The organism is Bradyrhizobium sp. (genome assembly GCF_052389815.1).
Classification (GTDB): Bacteria; Pseudomonadota; Alphaproteobacteria; order Rhizobiales; family Xanthobacteraceae; genus Bradyrhizobium.
Genome location: NZ_JBQTHN010000085.1, coordinates 1 through 15803, shown reverse-complemented (window position 1 = coordinate 15803; position 15803 = coordinate 1). Strand labels below are relative to the sequence as shown.

General features: G+C 65.8%; 13 protein-coding genes. 9 read left to right on the top strand and 4 right to left on the bottom strand.

What is annotated here, in order from left to right; all coding sequences use genetic code 11:
* Positions 1–14: 14 nt before the first annotated feature.
* A complete protein-coding gene (locus ACT4OC_RS15235) occupies positions 15–1271 on the bottom strand; it encodes an aminopeptidase (protein ID WP_444839831.1) in 1257 nt (418 codons plus the stop codon).
* 326 nt (positions 1272–1597) lie between these two features.
* Here ACT4OC_RS15235 and ACT4OC_RS15230 point away from each other — a divergent pair, with 326 nt between their 5' ends.
* Positions 1598–2908, top strand: a complete 1311-nt coding sequence (locus ACT4OC_RS15230; protein ID WP_444839830.1) for a DUF1186 domain-containing protein — start codon at positions 1598–1600, stop codon at positions 2906–2908.
* Between the two features lie 40 nt (positions 2909–2948).
* Here the strand turns inward: ACT4OC_RS15230 and ACT4OC_RS15225 are convergent, their stop codons facing one another.
* Positions 2949–4181, bottom strand: a complete 1233-nt coding sequence (locus ACT4OC_RS15225; protein WP_444839829.1) for a rhodanese-like domain-containing protein — start codon at positions 4179–4181, stop codon at positions 2949–2951.
* A gap of 192 nt (positions 4182–4373) precedes the next feature.
* On the opposite strand from ACT4OC_RS15225, the gene ACT4OC_RS15220 reads away from it, so the two are divergent.
* Together ACT4OC_RS15220 and ACT4OC_RS15215 are read left to right on the top strand one after the other, a co-directional pair.
* On the top strand, positions 4374–4814 hold the full coding sequence (locus tag ACT4OC_RS15220; protein WP_444839828.1) for a DUF3574 domain-containing protein: 441 nt from the start codon (positions 4374–4376) through the stop codon (positions 4812–4814).
* A gap of 196 nt (positions 4815–5010) precedes the next feature.
* Entirely contained in the window at positions 5011–5481 is a 471-nt protein-coding gene (locus tag ACT4OC_RS15215) for an aminoacyl-tRNA deacylase (protein WP_444839827.1), read from the top strand.
* A gap of 18 nt (positions 5482–5499) precedes the next feature.
* Here the strand turns inward: ACT4OC_RS15215 and ACT4OC_RS15210 are convergent, their stop codons facing one another.
* Together ACT4OC_RS15210 and ACT4OC_RS15205 are read right to left on the bottom strand one after the other, a co-directional pair.
* Positions 5500–7233 (bottom strand): thiamine pyrophosphate-binding protein, encoded by a 1734-nt coding sequence (locus ACT4OC_RS15210; RefSeq protein ID WP_444839826.1) that lies wholly within the window; start codon positions 7231–7233, stop codon positions 5500–5502.
* Between the two features lie 9 nt (positions 7234–7242).
* The gene (locus ACT4OC_RS15205; RefSeq protein WP_444839825.1) at positions 7243–8868 is read right to left on the bottom strand and encodes an FAD-binding dehydrogenase; all 1626 of its coding nucleotides are present in this window, start codon (positions 8866–8868) and stop codon (positions 7243–7245) included.
* A gap of 150 nt (positions 8869–9018) precedes the next feature.
* Here ACT4OC_RS15205 and ACT4OC_RS15200 point away from each other — a divergent pair, with 150 nt between their 5' ends.
* From ACT4OC_RS15200 to ACT4OC_RS15175, 6 genes are all read left to right on the top strand, one after another.
* On the top strand, positions 9019–10032 hold the full coding sequence (locus ACT4OC_RS15200) for a zinc-dependent alcohol dehydrogenase family protein (protein ID WP_444839824.1): 1014 nt from the start codon (positions 9019–9021) through the stop codon (positions 10030–10032).
* A gap of 72 nt (positions 10033–10104) precedes the next feature.
* Complete coding sequence (locus ACT4OC_RS15195) at positions 10105–11904, top strand: cation:proton antiporter domain-containing protein (RefSeq protein WP_444839823.1); 1800 nt, start codon at positions 10105–10107, stop codon at positions 11902–11904.
* 205 nt (positions 11905–12109) lie between these two features.
* The gene (locus ACT4OC_RS15190; RefSeq protein ID WP_444839822.1) at positions 12110–14149 is read left to right on the top strand and encodes a peroxidase family protein; all 2040 of its coding nucleotides are present in this window, start codon (positions 12110–12112) and stop codon (positions 14147–14149) included.
* A gap of 44 nt (positions 14150–14193) precedes the next feature.
* Entirely contained in the window at positions 14194–14676 is a 483-nt protein-coding gene (locus ACT4OC_RS15185) for a hypothetical protein (protein WP_444839821.1), read from the top strand.
* 108 nt (positions 14677–14784) lie between these two features.
* Complete coding sequence (locus ACT4OC_RS15180) at positions 14785–15204, top strand: CBS domain-containing protein (RefSeq protein WP_444839820.1); 420 nt, start codon at positions 14785–14787, stop codon at positions 15202–15204.
* Positions 15205–15338: 134 nt separating this feature from the next.
* A complete protein-coding gene (locus ACT4OC_RS15175) occupies positions 15339–15623 on the top strand; it encodes a GYD domain-containing protein (protein WP_444839819.1) in 285 nt (94 codons plus the stop codon).
* The last annotated feature ends 180 nt before the right edge of the window (positions 15624–15803 follow it).

Genomic DNA, 15803 nt, shown 5'->3' with positions numbered 1-15803 from the left:
CAGCCCGGCGCCCGTTACGCCCACTCGCCCTTGCGGAACACCGGCACCGTTCTGCCGTCGGCATGGATGCCGTCGATGTCGGTCTCGGCATTCCCGATCATCCAGTCGATATGAATCAGGCTCTGGTTGCCGCCTTGCGCCGCAATCTGCTGCGGCGTCAGCTTCGTACCGTCGACGAAGCACTTCGAATAACACTGGCCGAGCGCGATGTGCGAGGCGGCGTTCTCGTCGAACAGCGTATTGAAGAACAACAGCCCGCTCCTGGAGATCGGCGAGGAGTGCGGCACCAGTGCCACTTCGCCGAGCCGGCGCGCGCCCTCGTCGGTGTCGAGCACCTTGTTCAGGACCTCCTCGCCGCGCGAGGCCCTGGCCTCGACGATGCGGCCTTCCTCGAACTTCACCTGGATGTCGTCGATCAGCGTGCCCTGGTAGGACAACGGCTTCGAGCTCACCACGTGGCCGCTGACGCGGCGGCAGTGCGGCGTCGTAAAAACTTCCTCGGTCGGGATGTTGGCATTGCAGGTGATGCCGTTCTTCGCCGTAGAGGCGCCGCCTTCCCACTCGTGGCCGTCCGCGAGCCCGATGGTCAGGTCCATGCCGGGGCCGGAATATTTCAGCGCATGGAAGCGCTGGCCGTTCAGCCATTCGGTGCGCTCGCGCAGCCGCGCATTGTGCGCCTCCCAGTTCGCGACCGCGCCGTCCCGGTCGACGCGCGAGGCAGAGAAGATCGCATCCGCCAGCTTGGCGATCGCGACGTCTTCGCCATCGTCGGGAAACACCTGCTTCGCCCACGACGTAGAGGGATAGGCAATGATGTTCCAGTTGGTATCGAAATTGACGATCTTCTCCAGCGCCGGCTGATAGGCGATCGAATTGGCCTTGCTGGCGCGCGCGACCTTGGCCGGATCTTCGCCGGACAAGAGCATCGGATTGTCGCCGACCACCGCAAGGCGCGCGGTGTTGCTGGAGAACGCCTTGGCCATACCCTCATAGAGCCAGCCGGCGGCGCAATCGAAGCTCGCATCGTGGCCGAAGCGATAGCGCGCCAGCGTCAGCTCCTCGTCGGAGAAGAGCGTCGTCACCAGACCCGCACCGGCCTTATAGGCATGCTCGGCAATCCGCCGGACCAGCGGCAGCGACGCCATCGGCGCGGTCAGCAGCAGGTCCTGCCCCTCGCGCATGCGCAGGCCCACCTTGATCGCGACTTCGGCGAGCCGGTCGAGTTTCACGGGATCGATGGCGGCGGAAAGGTTGCGTTGATGGGCGGTCATGGCGGGCCTCAAATCAGTTGTGGGACAGAGATAAGCCAACACGCCGGTTCCTTCAACGTTGCGTCGGCGGCCAACATCGGCCCCGGCGAAGGCCAGGCAGAGGCCGGGGCCCACAAGCGCCCGGCCTCCCCGGCACGGGCCGCCTCGATGGTGGCGTTGAGCGCGAGCACGGCTCGGGCGAGCGTGTCGATTGTCTCATTGGCGCCGGGGAAGTAGGGTAGCCCGATGCACATATTCGACTGACTGAGCTCGGGCGCCGCGAAAGGGTCGCAAGATCTCTCCACGGCGATAGGGTTGCAGGCAGGAAATCGCGAGGCAAGTGGTCGATGCAGATGCTTCACCAACTGGGCGCCGGGGACGGCTTGCCCATCGCGGCGATTCTGGCCGCCACCGACGACCGTACAAACATGGCGCCACTGCTGGCGGAGGCCCTCGCACGGCACGAGGCGCGCGACCAAGTCGAGGAAGATGGTCTTTTCATCGCCTTCCACCTGCTCGGGCAGTGGCGGGAGAAATCGGCCTATCGCGATGTTGCCCGCTTTCTGCGCCGGCCCGAGGCCGACGAGATCCTCGGCGACGCCACGACGGCGACCTGCCACCGGGTGATGGCGAACGTCTTCGACGGCGACCCCAATCCGATCTACGAAATCATCCGCGACGCCGATGCCGACGAGTTCGTGCGCAGCCGCATGTTCGATGCGCTGGCCATGCTCGTGTTGCAGGGCGAGCTCGAGCGGACGGAAGTCGCCAGCTTCCTGCGCGCGGCATACGGCGAGCTACAGCCCCAAGGCGAGGGTCCGGTCTGGTTCGGCTGGCAGACCGCCATTGCGATGCTGGCGCTTGAAGAACTCGAACCGCTCGTAAGAGAGGCCTTCAAACACGGCTTCATCGACGAAATGGTGGCCACCCCGGCGGACTTCGAGAATGACCTGCGGCGGGCCCAGGCCGGCGAGCCGGTGGAGGAATGGCAACGCGAGGAATACTCGCCGTTCGGCGATGTCATCGACGAGCTTTCGGACTGGACCTACTTCTCGAACGAGAATGCGCCGGATAGGGACGACGGCTGGTTGCCCCCATCGGCGGCGATGCCGGCGCGCAACCCGTTCCGCGATGTCGGGCGCAACGATCCCTGTCCCTGCGGCAGCGGCAAGAAGTTCAAGAAGTGCTGTCTCGGCAAGGCGGACGCCGCGCGGCAAGTTACCCCGGCGGACGACGTCGGATCTCCGGCCGAGAAGCTCGAGGACGACGCAGTCCTTTCCGACTATGACCCGCTCGTCGAACCCGATGCGGCAACATGGCTCGCGGCCGGCGAACAGACGCGGATCGACGTCGTCGAGCATTACCATCGACGCCATGGCATCGATCTGGAAAATTCAACGGTGCATGCCGTCTTCCACGCCATCGTGGAAAACCAGATCGCGGAGGGCGACCGATGGCCGATCCGCCGGGCCTTGTTGCGGTTGATGGCTGAGGGCCTCAATCGTCACGATGCAATCCATGCGATTGGATCCGTGCTCGCCAGCCATATCCACGACTTGTTCCGCGCCGACAAGCCTCCGCCCGGCGCCGAGGTCAACGAAGCCTATTTTTCCGAGGTGGAGCGGCTGACGGCCGAGGACTGGCTGAACTCGGGCTGACGATGGCAGCAGCTTGGGTGGGATTGAGCCACCTACGATTCTAGATCACGAAAAACCCGTGCGTGCCGTCGCGCCGGAGCTGCTCGACCAGGCCGAACTCCCAGTCGAGATAGGCCTGCATCTTTTCGGCCGAGATGTCAGTGCCCTCGTAGGGACGGCGATAGCGATGCGCAGGATCGGGCTTCGGCAAGATGAGAGGCGCGCCGCTCTGCAGCGTGCCGTCGTAACCGCCGTCGAGCACGTAGACTTCCCAGCCCATCTGCGCGAGCCAGGACGCGGTCATGTCGGCGCGGACGCTCCGGTCATCCGTCAGCACGATGCGGGCGCCGCGCACGGGTGCGGCCATGTCGATCTCCTGCACAAGCTGGCCGCCGGCGTAGTGACGAAAGCCCTCGAGATGGCCGGCGGTGAATTCCTCGGCCTCGCGGACGTCGAAGCAATAGAGCGTGCGATACGTCTGCGCCTTGAGCGCCGCGAACTCCTCGATATCGAGGCGGCGAACGCCGGCGCGGTAGGCGACGTCGCGGGCGTTGGCTTCCGCACCGTGGAAGACGCCGATCGCGCCGCGCCGACCTGCGCCGTGTTCGAGCCGGTGTTTCGCCAGCGTCCAGCCGATGGTGCCGTTGCGCAGCGCCACCACCTTGTTGGGCACGCCGGCATTGATCAGGGATTGCGTGCCGATGATCGAGCGGGTGCGGCCCGCGCAGTTCACCACGATGGTGGTCGCGGGATCCGGCGCGGCCCTGGCGGCGCGCAGCACCAACTCGGCGCCGGGAACGCTGAGCGAGCCCGGGATGTTCATCGTGGCGTATTCGTCGAAGCGGCGGACGTCGAGGATGGCGATATCGGCGCCGGAGGAAATCAACGTGGCGACGTCGTCCGCGGGCAAGGACGGGGTGTGACGGCGGGACTCCACCAGTTCGCCAAAGGCCTTGGCGTAGGAGTTGACGTCGGCAAACAACTCGTAGCCGGCATCGCGCAACGCCTTCAGCCCGCCCGCGAGCTCGCGGACATCGCGATAGCCGAGCCTTGCAAGGGTTTCGCGCGCGGCCGGCACCAGGCCTTCGTCATCGTCGAAGAGAACGATCGGAACATCCTTGCGCGGCAGGCGCGTATCCGCCTCCAGCGCGATGCGGCCGGCCGCCATGGTGGCGGCGAACAGCGGATGGCCGGCGGCGAATTCCGCCTCGTGCCTGACGTCGAGCAGCGCGATTTCCTCGCGCAGCAGCAGCGCTGTTCTGATCTGTTGGGGCGTGGCGGCTGGATTCGTCATCGGTTGGCAATGGAAGGGGCGCGCGGCGCGGCCGGAAGGTGTAGCATTCCGTGCGACCGCTGCAAGGCCTGGGTGAGACACGTCACATGCGCCCTCAGCATAACGAAAACGCGACTTCCATGTGACGGTCGAAACCGGCTTCAATGGCGGGCCGTATGATCGCGAACTGACGGGGCAGGAGGCGCACGCCCGATGACGGTGGAGGTTGCGAAATCGCTTCTCTGCGTTCGCCTCGTCGTGTGCGGCGTGCTGCTCGCGATCGAGCCGGCGATGGCCGGCACCGATTCCATTCCGTGCGACAAGTCGTTGCACACGAGGCAGGTGGCGCAGCTCCTGTTCGGCCGCAATGTCGTGGACCGGATCCGTGTCAGCGAATCCGACTGGAGCGATTTCGTCGCGCGCGAGGTGACGCCGCGTTTCCCCGACGGCTTCACCGTGGTCGATGCCACCGGGCAATGGCGCGACGCGCGGCGCGGCAGCATCCTGCACGAGGGCAGCAAGCTGATCGAGATCGTGCTGCCCGGCGCCGCCGATGACCGGGCCAAGATCGAGGCGATCGCCGAAGCCTACAAGGTCCGCTTCGAGCAGCAATCGGTGGGCCTGATCATCGGCCCTGCCTGCGTGCGGTTCTAGGAACCTGCGGGGGACGACAGCACCCTGCGGCATCAGGTCAGCAGCGCTGACCATCGCCGGCACACGTTCCCCCCGGAACAATTGCGGCAAGCCGCGGCAAAACCTATGCTGGGAATCGAACACGCAGCCGCCCATCATGCGGCGGGGGCCGCAGACCCGACGGTGGATGGTTGCATTCCGCACCGGAGGTTAGGTCATGACCATCGCACCCACGCTTCACAAATATCTGGCTGCCGAAAGCATCCAGTATGACGAGATTCCGCACGCCTACACCATGACGTCCGCCCGAGCGGCACAAGCCTGCCACGTGCCGGGCGACCGCGTCGCCAAGGCCATCGTGCTTCGCCACGACGGCGGCTACATACTCGCGGTGCTGCCGGCATCGCATCACCTCAAGATGGCGGAGCTGAGAGAAAGGCTCGGCGACGACGTCGACATGGCCAGCGAAGGCGAGATCTCCGAGCTGTTCATGGACTGCGCGACCGGCGCGGTTCCGGCGGCCGGCAAATGCTACGGGCTCGACAGCATCGTCGAGGAGAGCATCCAGAAGGAGCCGGACGTCTACATGGAAGCCGGCGATCACGAGACGCTGCTGCATCTGAGCCGCGCGCAGTTCGCGCGCCTGACCGCCGACGCGATGCATGGGCGGTTCAGCATGCACGACTGAACGGACGCAAGCGTTCGGCTACCCTACGATGTGGCGGACCGCGGCGCGGGTCAGGAAACGAAGCTTCTCATTGAGCGGGAAGCGGCCGAAGTTCGTCTTCACGGCACCGAGCGTGAAGGCCGTACGTTTCGAGTAATCGATGCGCACGCCGACGATGACGGGCCGGCCCCCGCGTGCGATCGCGTTGGCCTCGGCGATGACGCCGGCAATTGCGGCATTGTCGTTCATCGGCAGGAAGGCCGCACCCGTTGCCACCGCCACGCCTTCGATATTCAGCTTGCCGATTTGCGTGCAGGGCTTGCGCCCGTACGGGATTGATTGTGCCTGGGCGATCTGGGCAAGCTCGCCGTCATTGAACACGTAGTAGACCACGCCGAGGCCGTTGCTGGATGCCGTGAGGATCTCCATGCAGGTCATCATGAAGGCGCCGTCGCCGACGATCGCCTGCACGGAGCGGGCGGGAAAGGCGAGCTTGGCGCCGATCGCGGCCGGTACCGCATAGCCCATGCAGTTGAAATCGGTCGGCAGGATCACGCTCTTGGCCGCATGGATCGGCATCAGCTCGGCGGTGAGGAAGGTGTGGTTGCCGTCGTCGATCGCGAGGATACTGTCGTCGGGTATGGCGCGGCGCAGCTCATCGAAGAAGCGCGCGGGGTTGACGATGTCCGCGGCGTCATGGCGGTACCAGCTTTCGCGATAGGCCGCCTTGTCGCGCGCAATCTGTTCGCGCCGGCCCGGAGACGGCGGCCGCGGCGGAGCGCACGCCTCGAGCGCGGTGAGAAGCTCGTTCAGCACCGCCGCCGCGTCGCCCGTGATACCGACCCTGGCCGGATAGTTCGCACCGATCGCAGCCGGATTGATGTCGATATGAATGAGGTTGTCCGGCACCGCGGCGCCATAGCTGCCGGTCGCGATCTCGGCGAAGCGGGTGCCGATCGCGATCATGCAGTCGCAGTGCGCAAAGGCGTTCTGTGCGGCCGGCACGGCGGAGGCGCCGAAGCCGAACCCGACATGCAGCGGATGATTGCCGGGGAAGATCGACAGGCCCTGCAGCGTGGTTGCTACGGGCGCGTCCAGCCATTCGGCAAGGTGGATCAGCTCGGCCGTCGCATCGCGCGCGCCCCAGCCGGCGAAGATGCGGGGATGCTTCGCCTTTGCCAGCAATCCGGCCGCGCGTGCGATGTCGTCTGCGGCCTCGACGCGCGCGGTTTGCGGTGGCTGGAAGGAAGGCAGCTCGGCGATCTCCTCGGTCAGCAGCAGGATGTTGACGGGAAGCTCCACATATACCGGCCCCGGCTCGCCGGAGATGGCAATCTCGTACGCCTTGAACAGCGTCGGCGCCACATCCTCATGGCGCTCGACGCGGAACGTCGCCTTGGTGAGGCCACCCATGAAGCGATGGGTGTCCATCTGGTGCAGCTGGTAGCGATGCGGCGTATCGGTACGCGGGCCGCCGGAGATCACCAGCATCGGCACGCCGTCGAGAAAGGCCTCGCCGATGCCGCTGGCGGCATGGGTCAGCCCCGCCGCAGGCACCACGGTGAGCACCCCGATCGAATCCGTCAGCCGGCCGATGGCATCTGCCATGAACGCCGCGCCGCCTTCATGCGTCACCAAAACCTGGGTGATGCGGTTGGAATTGTTCAGGGCATCGTACAGCTCGGTCGTGTGCACGCCGGGGATGCCGAAGGTGAATCGCGCGCCGATCTGTTCCAGCGCGTACACCGCAAGCCAGGCTCCGGTTCTCTTCATGATGTGTCCTCACCCGCCAAGGAATGTCGTTCTGCCGTCGATCGCCGCCGCGGCGATGCGCCCCGACAGGATGCAGCCGCCGAGGAACGTGCCCTCCAGCGCGCGCAAACCGTGAACGCCGCCGCCGCCGAAACCGGCCGCCTCGCCGACGGCATAAAGGCCCTCGATCGGCCGTCCGGCAGCATCGAGCACCCGGCTGTGGAGATCGGTCAGGATGCCGCCGAGGCTTTTCCGGCTGATGATGAACTCGCGAACCGCGATCAACGGCATCGCCTTCTCGTCGAGGATCGGCTGAAACTTGCACAGCCGGATGCGGTCGCCCCGGTACTGGCGCAGCGCCGTGATGCGGCGAAGCTGCTCGTCGTTCATCAGGCTCGGTCCACGGGCGATGGTGGCGTCATATTGCGCAACGGCATCCGCGACCGATTCGAGCTGCACCGCCGCGTCGCCCTGCAGCGCGTTCATCTTCGCAACCAGTTCCGGCAAGCTCGCTGCCGTGACGAAATCCCGGCAATTGCCTATCATCTCGTTCACCAGCCAGCGATTGCCGAACATGATATCGCGCAAGAATCCCGGCCGGTTCTTCTCGCGGATCGAGGGATTGTGCTCGGCGCCGGAGACCGCGAGCTCCTTGAGCGCGATCTTCATGTTCATGAGTTGCCAGGAGTATTGGCGCTCCTGCGCGCAGATATCGCTGACCAGCCGCCGCGTGTCGAAGCCGGACACCAGCGGCTGCGGCCCGATCCTTTTCCCGCGCCAGTCGAGCCACAACGCCGAGCGCGGCGGCACCAGCGAGAGACCGTGGTTCGGCTTGCGCGGCCGCGGGTGATGCACGCCGGCGGCATAGTTCCACATTCGGTCGAGATGCGTGATCGCGCCGCCCGCGTCCGCAACTGCATCGTGCAGTCTTCCGTCGGCAAATCGATGCGAGCCGTTGAGAAGCGTGCCGGGCGGCTTGCCCCAATCGCGATGCCAGTTCTGCCGCACCCGGTCGAGATCGCCGTTGATGCCGCCGGATGCCACCACGATCTGCCCGGCGCGCCACTCGAACGGCACGCCGGTCTCTTCGTCGACGCCTGCCGCCCCTTCGATGCGGCCGCCGTGCGAAAGCAGCTGCTCGACGCGGCAACCGAAGCGCAGCGAAAGCCGGCCAGCATTACGGTGTCCGCGCAGCGCGGCGATCAGAGCTTCCGCGACGCCCTTGCCTGTGCCCCAGGCGACATGGAAGCGCGGCACCGAATTGCCGGGACGGAATTCGCCGCGCTCGACCCAGTTGACCACGGGCAGAAAGCGCACACCGAAGCCGTGCACCCAACGATAGACATCCGCGGTGCAGCGCTGCACATAGGCCTCGGCCCAGGCCCTCGGCCAGGGGTCCTCCGAGCCGAACTCGGCGAAGCTGAGCCAGTCGCGCAGCGCAAGCTCGGCCGAATCGCGGATGCCTTGGCGGCGCTGCTCCGGCGAGTCGACGAAGAACATCCCGCCAAAGCTTTCGCGGGCGAGGCCGCCGAACGCGCTTTCCCGGTCGCGATCGACGAGCAGCACGGATTTGCCGCCGTCGAGCAGGTCGAGCGCGGTGGCGATGCCCGCGATCCCCCCGCCAATGATCAATACGTCGCTGTGCTCGTGCTGCATCCGCCCTGTGCCCTCGGCCACCCGGCCCCGCTATCACGGTTTGGGCGGCCTGCACTTGGCGCAGGTCAAGGATCGGGCGGAAACGTGATAGGTTCGACCGCGCGCCCTGCGCTACCGCAGCGCACGCGCGACCGCGAAGGGAGAAACAGGTTGAAGGCCTATGAGCTGCAGGGCCCCGGCGGGGTCGACGAGATGAAGCTGGTCGAAAAGCCCGTGCCCGCACCCGGACCGGACCAGGTGCTGGTCAGGCTGAAGGCTGCGACCATCAACTATCGCGACCTCCTGACGGTGAAGGGCGGCTATGGCTCGCGGCAGAAATTCCCGCTGGTGCCACTGTCCGACGGCGCGGGCGTGGTGGAAGGCGTCGGCGCGGGCGTTACGCGCTTCAAGCCGGGCGACCGCGTGACCGGCAGCTTCTTCGAGGGCTGGCTCGGCGGCGATCCGAGCGAGGAAAAGATGCGCTCCAATCTCGGCGGCGCGCTAGATGGCGTGCTGTGCGAATACCGCCTCTGGCCGCAGGCGGCGCTGGTGCGCACGCCGGATCACCTTAGCGACGTCGAGGCGGCGTCCCTGCCCTGCGCCGGCCTCACCGCCTGGAGCGCGGTGGTGAAGCTCGGCAGCATCAGGCCCGGGCAGACCGTGCTGACGCAGGGCACCGGCGGCGTTTCCATCTTCGCGCTGCAATTTGCGAAGATGAACGGCGCGCGGGTGATCGCGACCTCGTCGAGCGAAGCCAAGATCGAGAGGCTGAAGGCGCTCGGCGCCGACGTCACCATCAACTACAAGTCAACGCCCGAATGGGGCAGGCTGGCGCGACAGCAGACGGGGCACGGCGTCGACCTCGTCGTCGAGGTCGGCGGCGTCGGCACGCTGAACGAATCGATCCGCGCGACGCGAATTGGCGGCACCATCGCCTTCATCGGCGTGCTCGCCGGCCGGCCGGATTCCGAATCCCGCCTGCCATTGATGGTGATGCAGCAGCAACGGCTGCAGGGTGTAACCGTCGGCTCGGCGGAAGATCTGCAGGCCATGGCGGATGCGATTACCGTGAACCGCATGAAACCGGTGGTGGACCGGGTGTTTCCCTTTGCCGAGGCCAAGGCGGCGTTTGCCCACATGGCGAGCGGCGCACATTTCGGCAAGGTGGCGATTGCGATCGGGTGAACGCGGGGCGAAGCTGCTATCGACCGTGACAATCCCCGTTGCTAATGAGGATCGCTGCCGCATGAAGGAATCGTGACCACATCCATCAACATCAGTGCCTATAGCGACGCGCTGGTGGTGCTCGGCACGGCCGGCATCGTGGTGCCGATCGTGCGCCGCTTCGGCATCAATCCCGTCCTCTGCTATCTCGGCGCCGGCGCCGTTCTCGGCCCGCTCGGGCTGGGGTCTGCGGTCCCCAGCGTTCCGTTCCTGTACTGGTTCTCCGTCACCGACGCACAAAACGTCGAGGGAATTGCCAATCTCGGCGTCGTGTTCCTGCTGTTCCTGATCGGGCTCGAGCTGTCGTTCCGTCGCCTCGTGACCATGCGGCGGCTGGTGTTCGGGCTGGGCGGACTGCAGATGCTGGCGACATCCGCGATCCTTTCCGGCGTTGCGATCCTGACCGGCCAAAAATCCGATGCCGCGGTGATACTCGGGGCGAGCCTCGCGCTGTCCTCGACCGCGATCGTGCTCGAACTGCTGTCGAGCGAGGGACGCCTCACCACGACTGCCGGCCGCGCCAGCTTCTCCGTGCTGCTGGCCCAGGACCTCGCGGTGGTCCCAATTCTAGTCTTCATCTCGGTGCTCGGCGCGAGCAGCGGCGGCTCGGTCATGACCCACATCTCCACCGCACTGTTCAAGGCTGCGGTGGCCGTGGCCTTCCTCATCCTGGTCGGCCGGCTGCTGCTGCGCCCGCTGTTCCAGCTGGTCGCGGGCACACATTCGACGGAACTGTTCGTCGCTGCGACCTTGTTCGTCATCGTGGGCGCGGGGCTTGCCGCGCACCAGGCCGGACTATCCATGGCACTGGGCGCGTTCGTCGCCGGGCTGATGCTGGCGGAGACGGAATACGGCAAGGCGATCGAGGCCACCGTGGAACCCTTCAAGGGTCTATTGCTCGGCATCTTCTTCTTCACGGTCGGCATGGCGATCGATTTCCGCGTGTTCCTGCGCGAGCCCGGCTGGCTGCTCGCGGCCGTTGTCGGCCTTCTGGCCGTCAAGGCCTTGGTTCTCGTCATCCTCGGCCGCCTGTTCAGGCTGTCATGGCCGGCGGCGATCGAAGGCAGCCTGCTGCTCGCCTCCGTCGGCGAATTCGCCTTTGTCAGCATCGGCATGGCCGCAGCGCTCGACCTGATCGAGCCGCGCGTGTCGGGCTTTGCCGTCGCCGTCACGGCGGTGTCGATGGCGCTGACGCCGCTGCTCGGCATGCTGGGGAAGCGCCTTGCGACGACGCTGTCGGCCGAGCGCATTGTCGACCCCGAGCTATCGGCTCGTCCGTCCGGCGAGGAGCAACAGGCCATCGTGGTCGGCTATGGCCGGGTCGGAAAAGTCGTCTGCTCGCTGCTCGCCGGCCACGGCCTGAAATACATTGCGATCGATCACGAGGCCGCCGGCGTGGCGCGCGACCGCCGCGACGGCCACAAGGTCTATTACGGCGACGCCACCGAACAGGGCTTCCTCGAAGCCTGCGGCCTGATGCAGGCCACCGGCGTGATCATCACCATCCAGTCGCGTACCGCGATCGACGCGGTCGTCCATCGCATCCGGGCGATGCGGCCGGATGTGCTGATCGTCTCGCGCGCGCGGGACGCCGACCATGCCCGCCACCTCTATGCCATTGGCGCGACCGATGCGGTGCCCGAAACCATCGAAGCGAGCCTGCAGCTCTCCGAAGCGGCGCTGGTCGGGCTCGGAATCGGGGTTGGGCACGCCATTGCCTCGGTGCACGAGAAGCGGGATGAATTCCGCCACGCGCTGCAGGAAGCCGCCCGCAAGGCGGGACTGGAAGAAACCCGCTCCATTCTGCCGAAGCGGCCGCACTCGATCAGCTGAATCCAGCCCCTGTTCGCCCGCACGGCCGGTGGTTTGCGCGCAACATTCTGTAATCACATACAAAAGCTCTTCCCGCCCTCGCGCGGGATGCTCCAGGCCTGGAGCCTTCTGCGACGAATCGTCCCTGATCCGACCCCTCACTTGCAAATAATTATCAATTGCTTTTGATTGCAACTCATTCGCATGTGCAAAGCGAGGTGGGAGTATGCGGAGGTCAGGACTGTTCCGGGGGGACATCGACGGCAATCAGCAGGGCTTCGCCATACCCGACTGGACCTGGTTCGACTGGAGTGCGTGGCGCGGGCCGCGCGACGGCGATGGACCGCATGGGCGCCCCGCCCGTCCGGATCCGATCACCGTCAACTTCCGCAGCTTCGACGGCTCGGGCAACAATCTCGGCGACACCGGGCTCAACGCCACCGGCACCGAGGTCAGCCGCATCGGGCCGGCCTATTTCGAGGACGGCATTTCCGAGCTGCGTGAGGGACCCAATCCGCGCACCATCAGCAATGTCGTCGTCGGCGAGGGCGATGCGGACGTCGCGAACCCGCAAGGCGTCTCGGCCTTCATGTACGCCTGGGGCCAGTTCATCGATCACGACCTGACGCTGACCAGGAGCGACGGTGTCAATCGCATCGACATCGAAGTTCCCGACGGCGATCCGCTATTCGGCGACGACGCGATCATTCCCATGACCCGCGCGGTGATCGATCCCACGACCGGCGAAGGCACGGGGAAGCCTGCGGTCCCGCTCAACTTCTCCACCGCCTGGCTCGACGGCTCGATGGTGTACGGCTCAGATGCAGCGACCGCGGCCAGCCTGCGTACCGCCGACGGCCACATGAAGACGTCGGCCGGCGACAATCTTCCTGTCGTCAACGGCATGTTCGCGGCCGGAGATCCCCGCGCGGCGGAGAATTTCGCGCTGACGTCGCTGCACACGCTGTTCCTGCGCGAGCACAACTACCAGGTCGACCGCCTGGCGAAGGAGCATCCGACCTGGACAGGCGACCAGCTCTACAATTATGCGCGCGCCATCGTGTCGGCGGAGATCGCCAACATCACCTACAGGGAGTTCCTGCCTAACCTGATCGGCAGCGGGGTGATTTCGCCTTATACCGGCTACAAGCCCGGCGTCGATCCGCACCTGACGCTGGAATTCAACATCGCCTTCCGCTTCGGCCACTCGATCGTGTCGGCGGAAACCGAAAGCCTCGACGAGAACGGCGAGGTGATGTCGGGGACCGAGCGCGAGCTGCGGGAGATATTCTTCGCGCCGCCGTCCGAATTCCTCGCCAACGGCGGCGCCGACGGTCAGCTGCGCCATCTCGCCGCCGACCCATCGCAGGCGATGGATGTCCGCATCGTCGGGGACCTGCGCAATTTCCTGTTCGATCCGCCGGGCGCGATGGATCTTGCCGCCCTCAACATCCAGCGCGAGCGCGATTTCGGCGTCGGCACGCTCAACGAGGTGCGCGAGAGGCTCGGCCTTGCCCGCTACACCGACATCGATGAGATCACCACCGACGAGGGAACGCGGGCCGCGCTGAAGGAGGCGTTCGGAAACGATGTCGAGCTGATCGACCTGTGGACCGGCGGCCTTGCCGAGAATTCAGCCCCCGGCGCCCTGGTCGGCGAGACGTTTCAGATGCTGATCGCCATGCAGTTCGAGGCGCTGCGCGACGGCGACCGGTTCTGGTTCGAGAACCAGGGCTTTGACGGAAAGACGCTGAGCCAGATCGAGGGGACGAGCCTCGCCGAGATCATCCTGCGCAACACCGACACCCAGCACATCCAGGACGACGTGTTCCTCACCTACACGCGGCATACCGGGCAAAAGGGCGGGGTCGAGTCCGAAGATCCCGACGCAAGACAACTCGTCATCGGCTCGAATGGCAACGATACGCTGATCGGCGGTCCGCAGGGCGATTTCCTGTTCGCCGGCACCGGCAAGCAGACGCTCACGGGCCTCGCCGGCGCCGACCATTTCGTGTTCGACAACGGCGCCACCCGCGCAACGATCACCGATTTCCAGCCGGGCATCGACAAGCTCGAGTTCGAGCATTCCGGCGGCAACGGCTGGTGCTTTTCCGACCGGCACTTTGCCGACGATCTCGGGTTGTCGGGCGTGCGCGTGCTGCCGACCCAGGGCGGCACAATCGTGCTGGTGGGAGACGACCGGATCGAGCTGCCCGGCGTGCAATGGTACGAACTCAGCAAGGACGACTTCATCTTCAACGTTTGAAGACGCCGAGCACCGATAGTTACTCTGACCAAAGGATGACGAACATGAGATTTTGCTTCGCTGCGGCACCGGCGCTCGTTGCGCTGCTGGCAACGGCGCCTGCCATCGAGACGCGCGCCGCCGGCAACCTCGCCAGCCAGGAGCCGATCACCGTGACGGTCGAGCTCGGCAAGGGCAGCGAGCACGCCTTCGTGCCGAGCAAGCTGCGCTTCGAGACCGGCAAGCTCTACAAGCTCGTGCTGAGCAACCAGAGCCAGGTGCCGCACTACTTCACCTCGCACGGCTTCAGCGCGATGATCTATACGCGCAAGGTGCAGGTTGTGCAGACGAAGGACGGCAAGCCGACCACGCTCGCCGAGTTCAAGGGCGCGATCCGCGAGGTCGAGGTCTATCCCGGGCAAAGCGCCGAATGGTGGTTCGTGCCGGTCGCCGCCGGCCGCGTCACCGACCTGCGCTGCGGCATCAAAGCTGCGGACGGCAAGAGCCATGCCGATCACGGCATGACCGGCGAGATCGTCATCGAGTAGGCGCCGGCGCCCTCCGTTGTGCCGGAAAGCCGCAGCAATCCGCGTGCAGCCGCAGCCGTCCCGCTGTATAATGCAGCGAACGGGGGCTGCTGCAACGGAGGTCCTTTCATGAAAGTCAAGGACGTGATGCACACGGGAGTCGACTGGGTAAGCCCCGAGACTCCGGTCGCCGAAATCGCGAGGCTGATGCAGGCGCACGACATCGGCTGCATCCCGATCGGCGAGGACGATCACCTGGTCGGGATGGTGACGGATCGCGACATCGTCTGCAAAGGCCTGGCGCGCAAGGATTTCAACGCCGCGCGCACGACCGCGCGCGACGTGATGACGGACGGGATACACTGCTGCCGCGAGGACGATGACCTGGCGAAGGCGGTGCACCACATGGAAACGCTGAAGGTCCGCAGGCTGCCCGTCATCAACAAGAGCAAGCGGATGGTCGGCATGATCAGCCTGGGCGACGTCGGCCAGTTCGCGACCGCCGAACTCTCGGCCCAATATGTCAAGAGCGTATCGGCGCATCACTGAGAAGCAATCCGCCCCGATCGGGCGGACGGAATGTTCCGTGTCCCAAGGAAGCGCGCCGGACGGCGAAAAGCCGCCGCCCGGCTGCGGCGCATGATTGCAGTCGTCCCGCGCGCAAACACGACAAGGAGATGGCCATGAAATATGTGCTGCTCGGTAGTCTGAGCCCGGAGTGGGCAAGCAAGCAGTCTGAGCGGGTCGAGAAGGCGAAGTCCAAGCTGGACAGTCTGGGCATCAAGATCGAGTCGGTCTACTACACCCAGGGCTACTACGATTTCGTCGACATCGTCGACGCCCCGAATGCGGGGGCGATGCTGGCGTTCTCGGTCTGGTACGCGACCCAGGGTCTCGGCAAGGTGCAGAGCATGCCGGCCTTTGACGCAAAGACCTTCGAAGCCGCGATCAAGGACGCTACAGCCTGAGTGGAGCGAGACGCGCCGCCGATCAGGTCAGGCGCGCTTCACCATTGACGCGACTAGGTCCGGACGGCGTGAGGCGCGCGCAGGCTTGCAAGCCACTGCCCGATCTCGCCGATATCGCCGGAAAGCTCGATGGCGCAATCGCCGGCAAACTCGCGCCAGGCGTTGAGGTTGGATTTCGGC

Coding starts and splice junctions, on each gene's coding strand:
- ACT4OC_RS15235 (WP_444839831.1), bottom strand. CDS start 1,271: ATGACCGCCCATCAACGCAACCTTTCCGCCGCCATCGATCCCGTGAAA.
- ACT4OC_RS15230 (WP_444839830.1), top strand. CDS start 1,598: ATGCAGATGCTTCACCAACTGGGCGCCGGGGACGGCTTGCCCATCGCG.
- ACT4OC_RS15225 (WP_444839829.1), bottom strand. CDS start 4,181: ATGACGAATCCAGCCGCCACGCCCCAACAGATCAGAACAGCGCTGCTG.
- ACT4OC_RS15220 (WP_444839828.1), top strand. CDS start 4,374: ATGACGGTGGAGGTTGCGAAATCGCTTCTCTGCGTTCGCCTCGTCGTG.
- ACT4OC_RS15215 (WP_444839827.1), top strand. CDS start 5,011: ATGACCATCGCACCCACGCTTCACAAATATCTGGCTGCCGAAAGCATC.
- ACT4OC_RS15210 (WP_444839826.1), bottom strand. CDS start 7,233: ATGAAGAGAACCGGAGCCTGGCTTGCGGTGTACGCGCTGGAACAGATC.
- ACT4OC_RS15205 (WP_444839825.1), bottom strand. CDS start 8,868: ATGCAGCACGAGCACAGCGACGTATTGATCATTGGCGGGGGGATCGCG.
- ACT4OC_RS15190 (WP_444839822.1), top strand. CDS start 12,110: ATGCGGAGGTCAGGACTGTTCCGGGGGGACATCGACGGCAATCAGCAG.
- ACT4OC_RS15185 (WP_444839821.1), top strand. CDS start 14,194: ATGAGATTTTGCTTCGCTGCGGCACCGGCGCTCGTTGCGCTGCTGGCA.
- ACT4OC_RS15180 (WP_444839820.1), top strand. CDS start 14,785: ATGAAAGTCAAGGACGTGATGCACACGGGAGTCGACTGGGTAAGCCCC.
- ACT4OC_RS15175 (WP_444839819.1), top strand. CDS start 15,339: ATGAAATATGTGCTGCTCGGTAGTCTGAGCCCGGAGTGGGCAAGCAAG.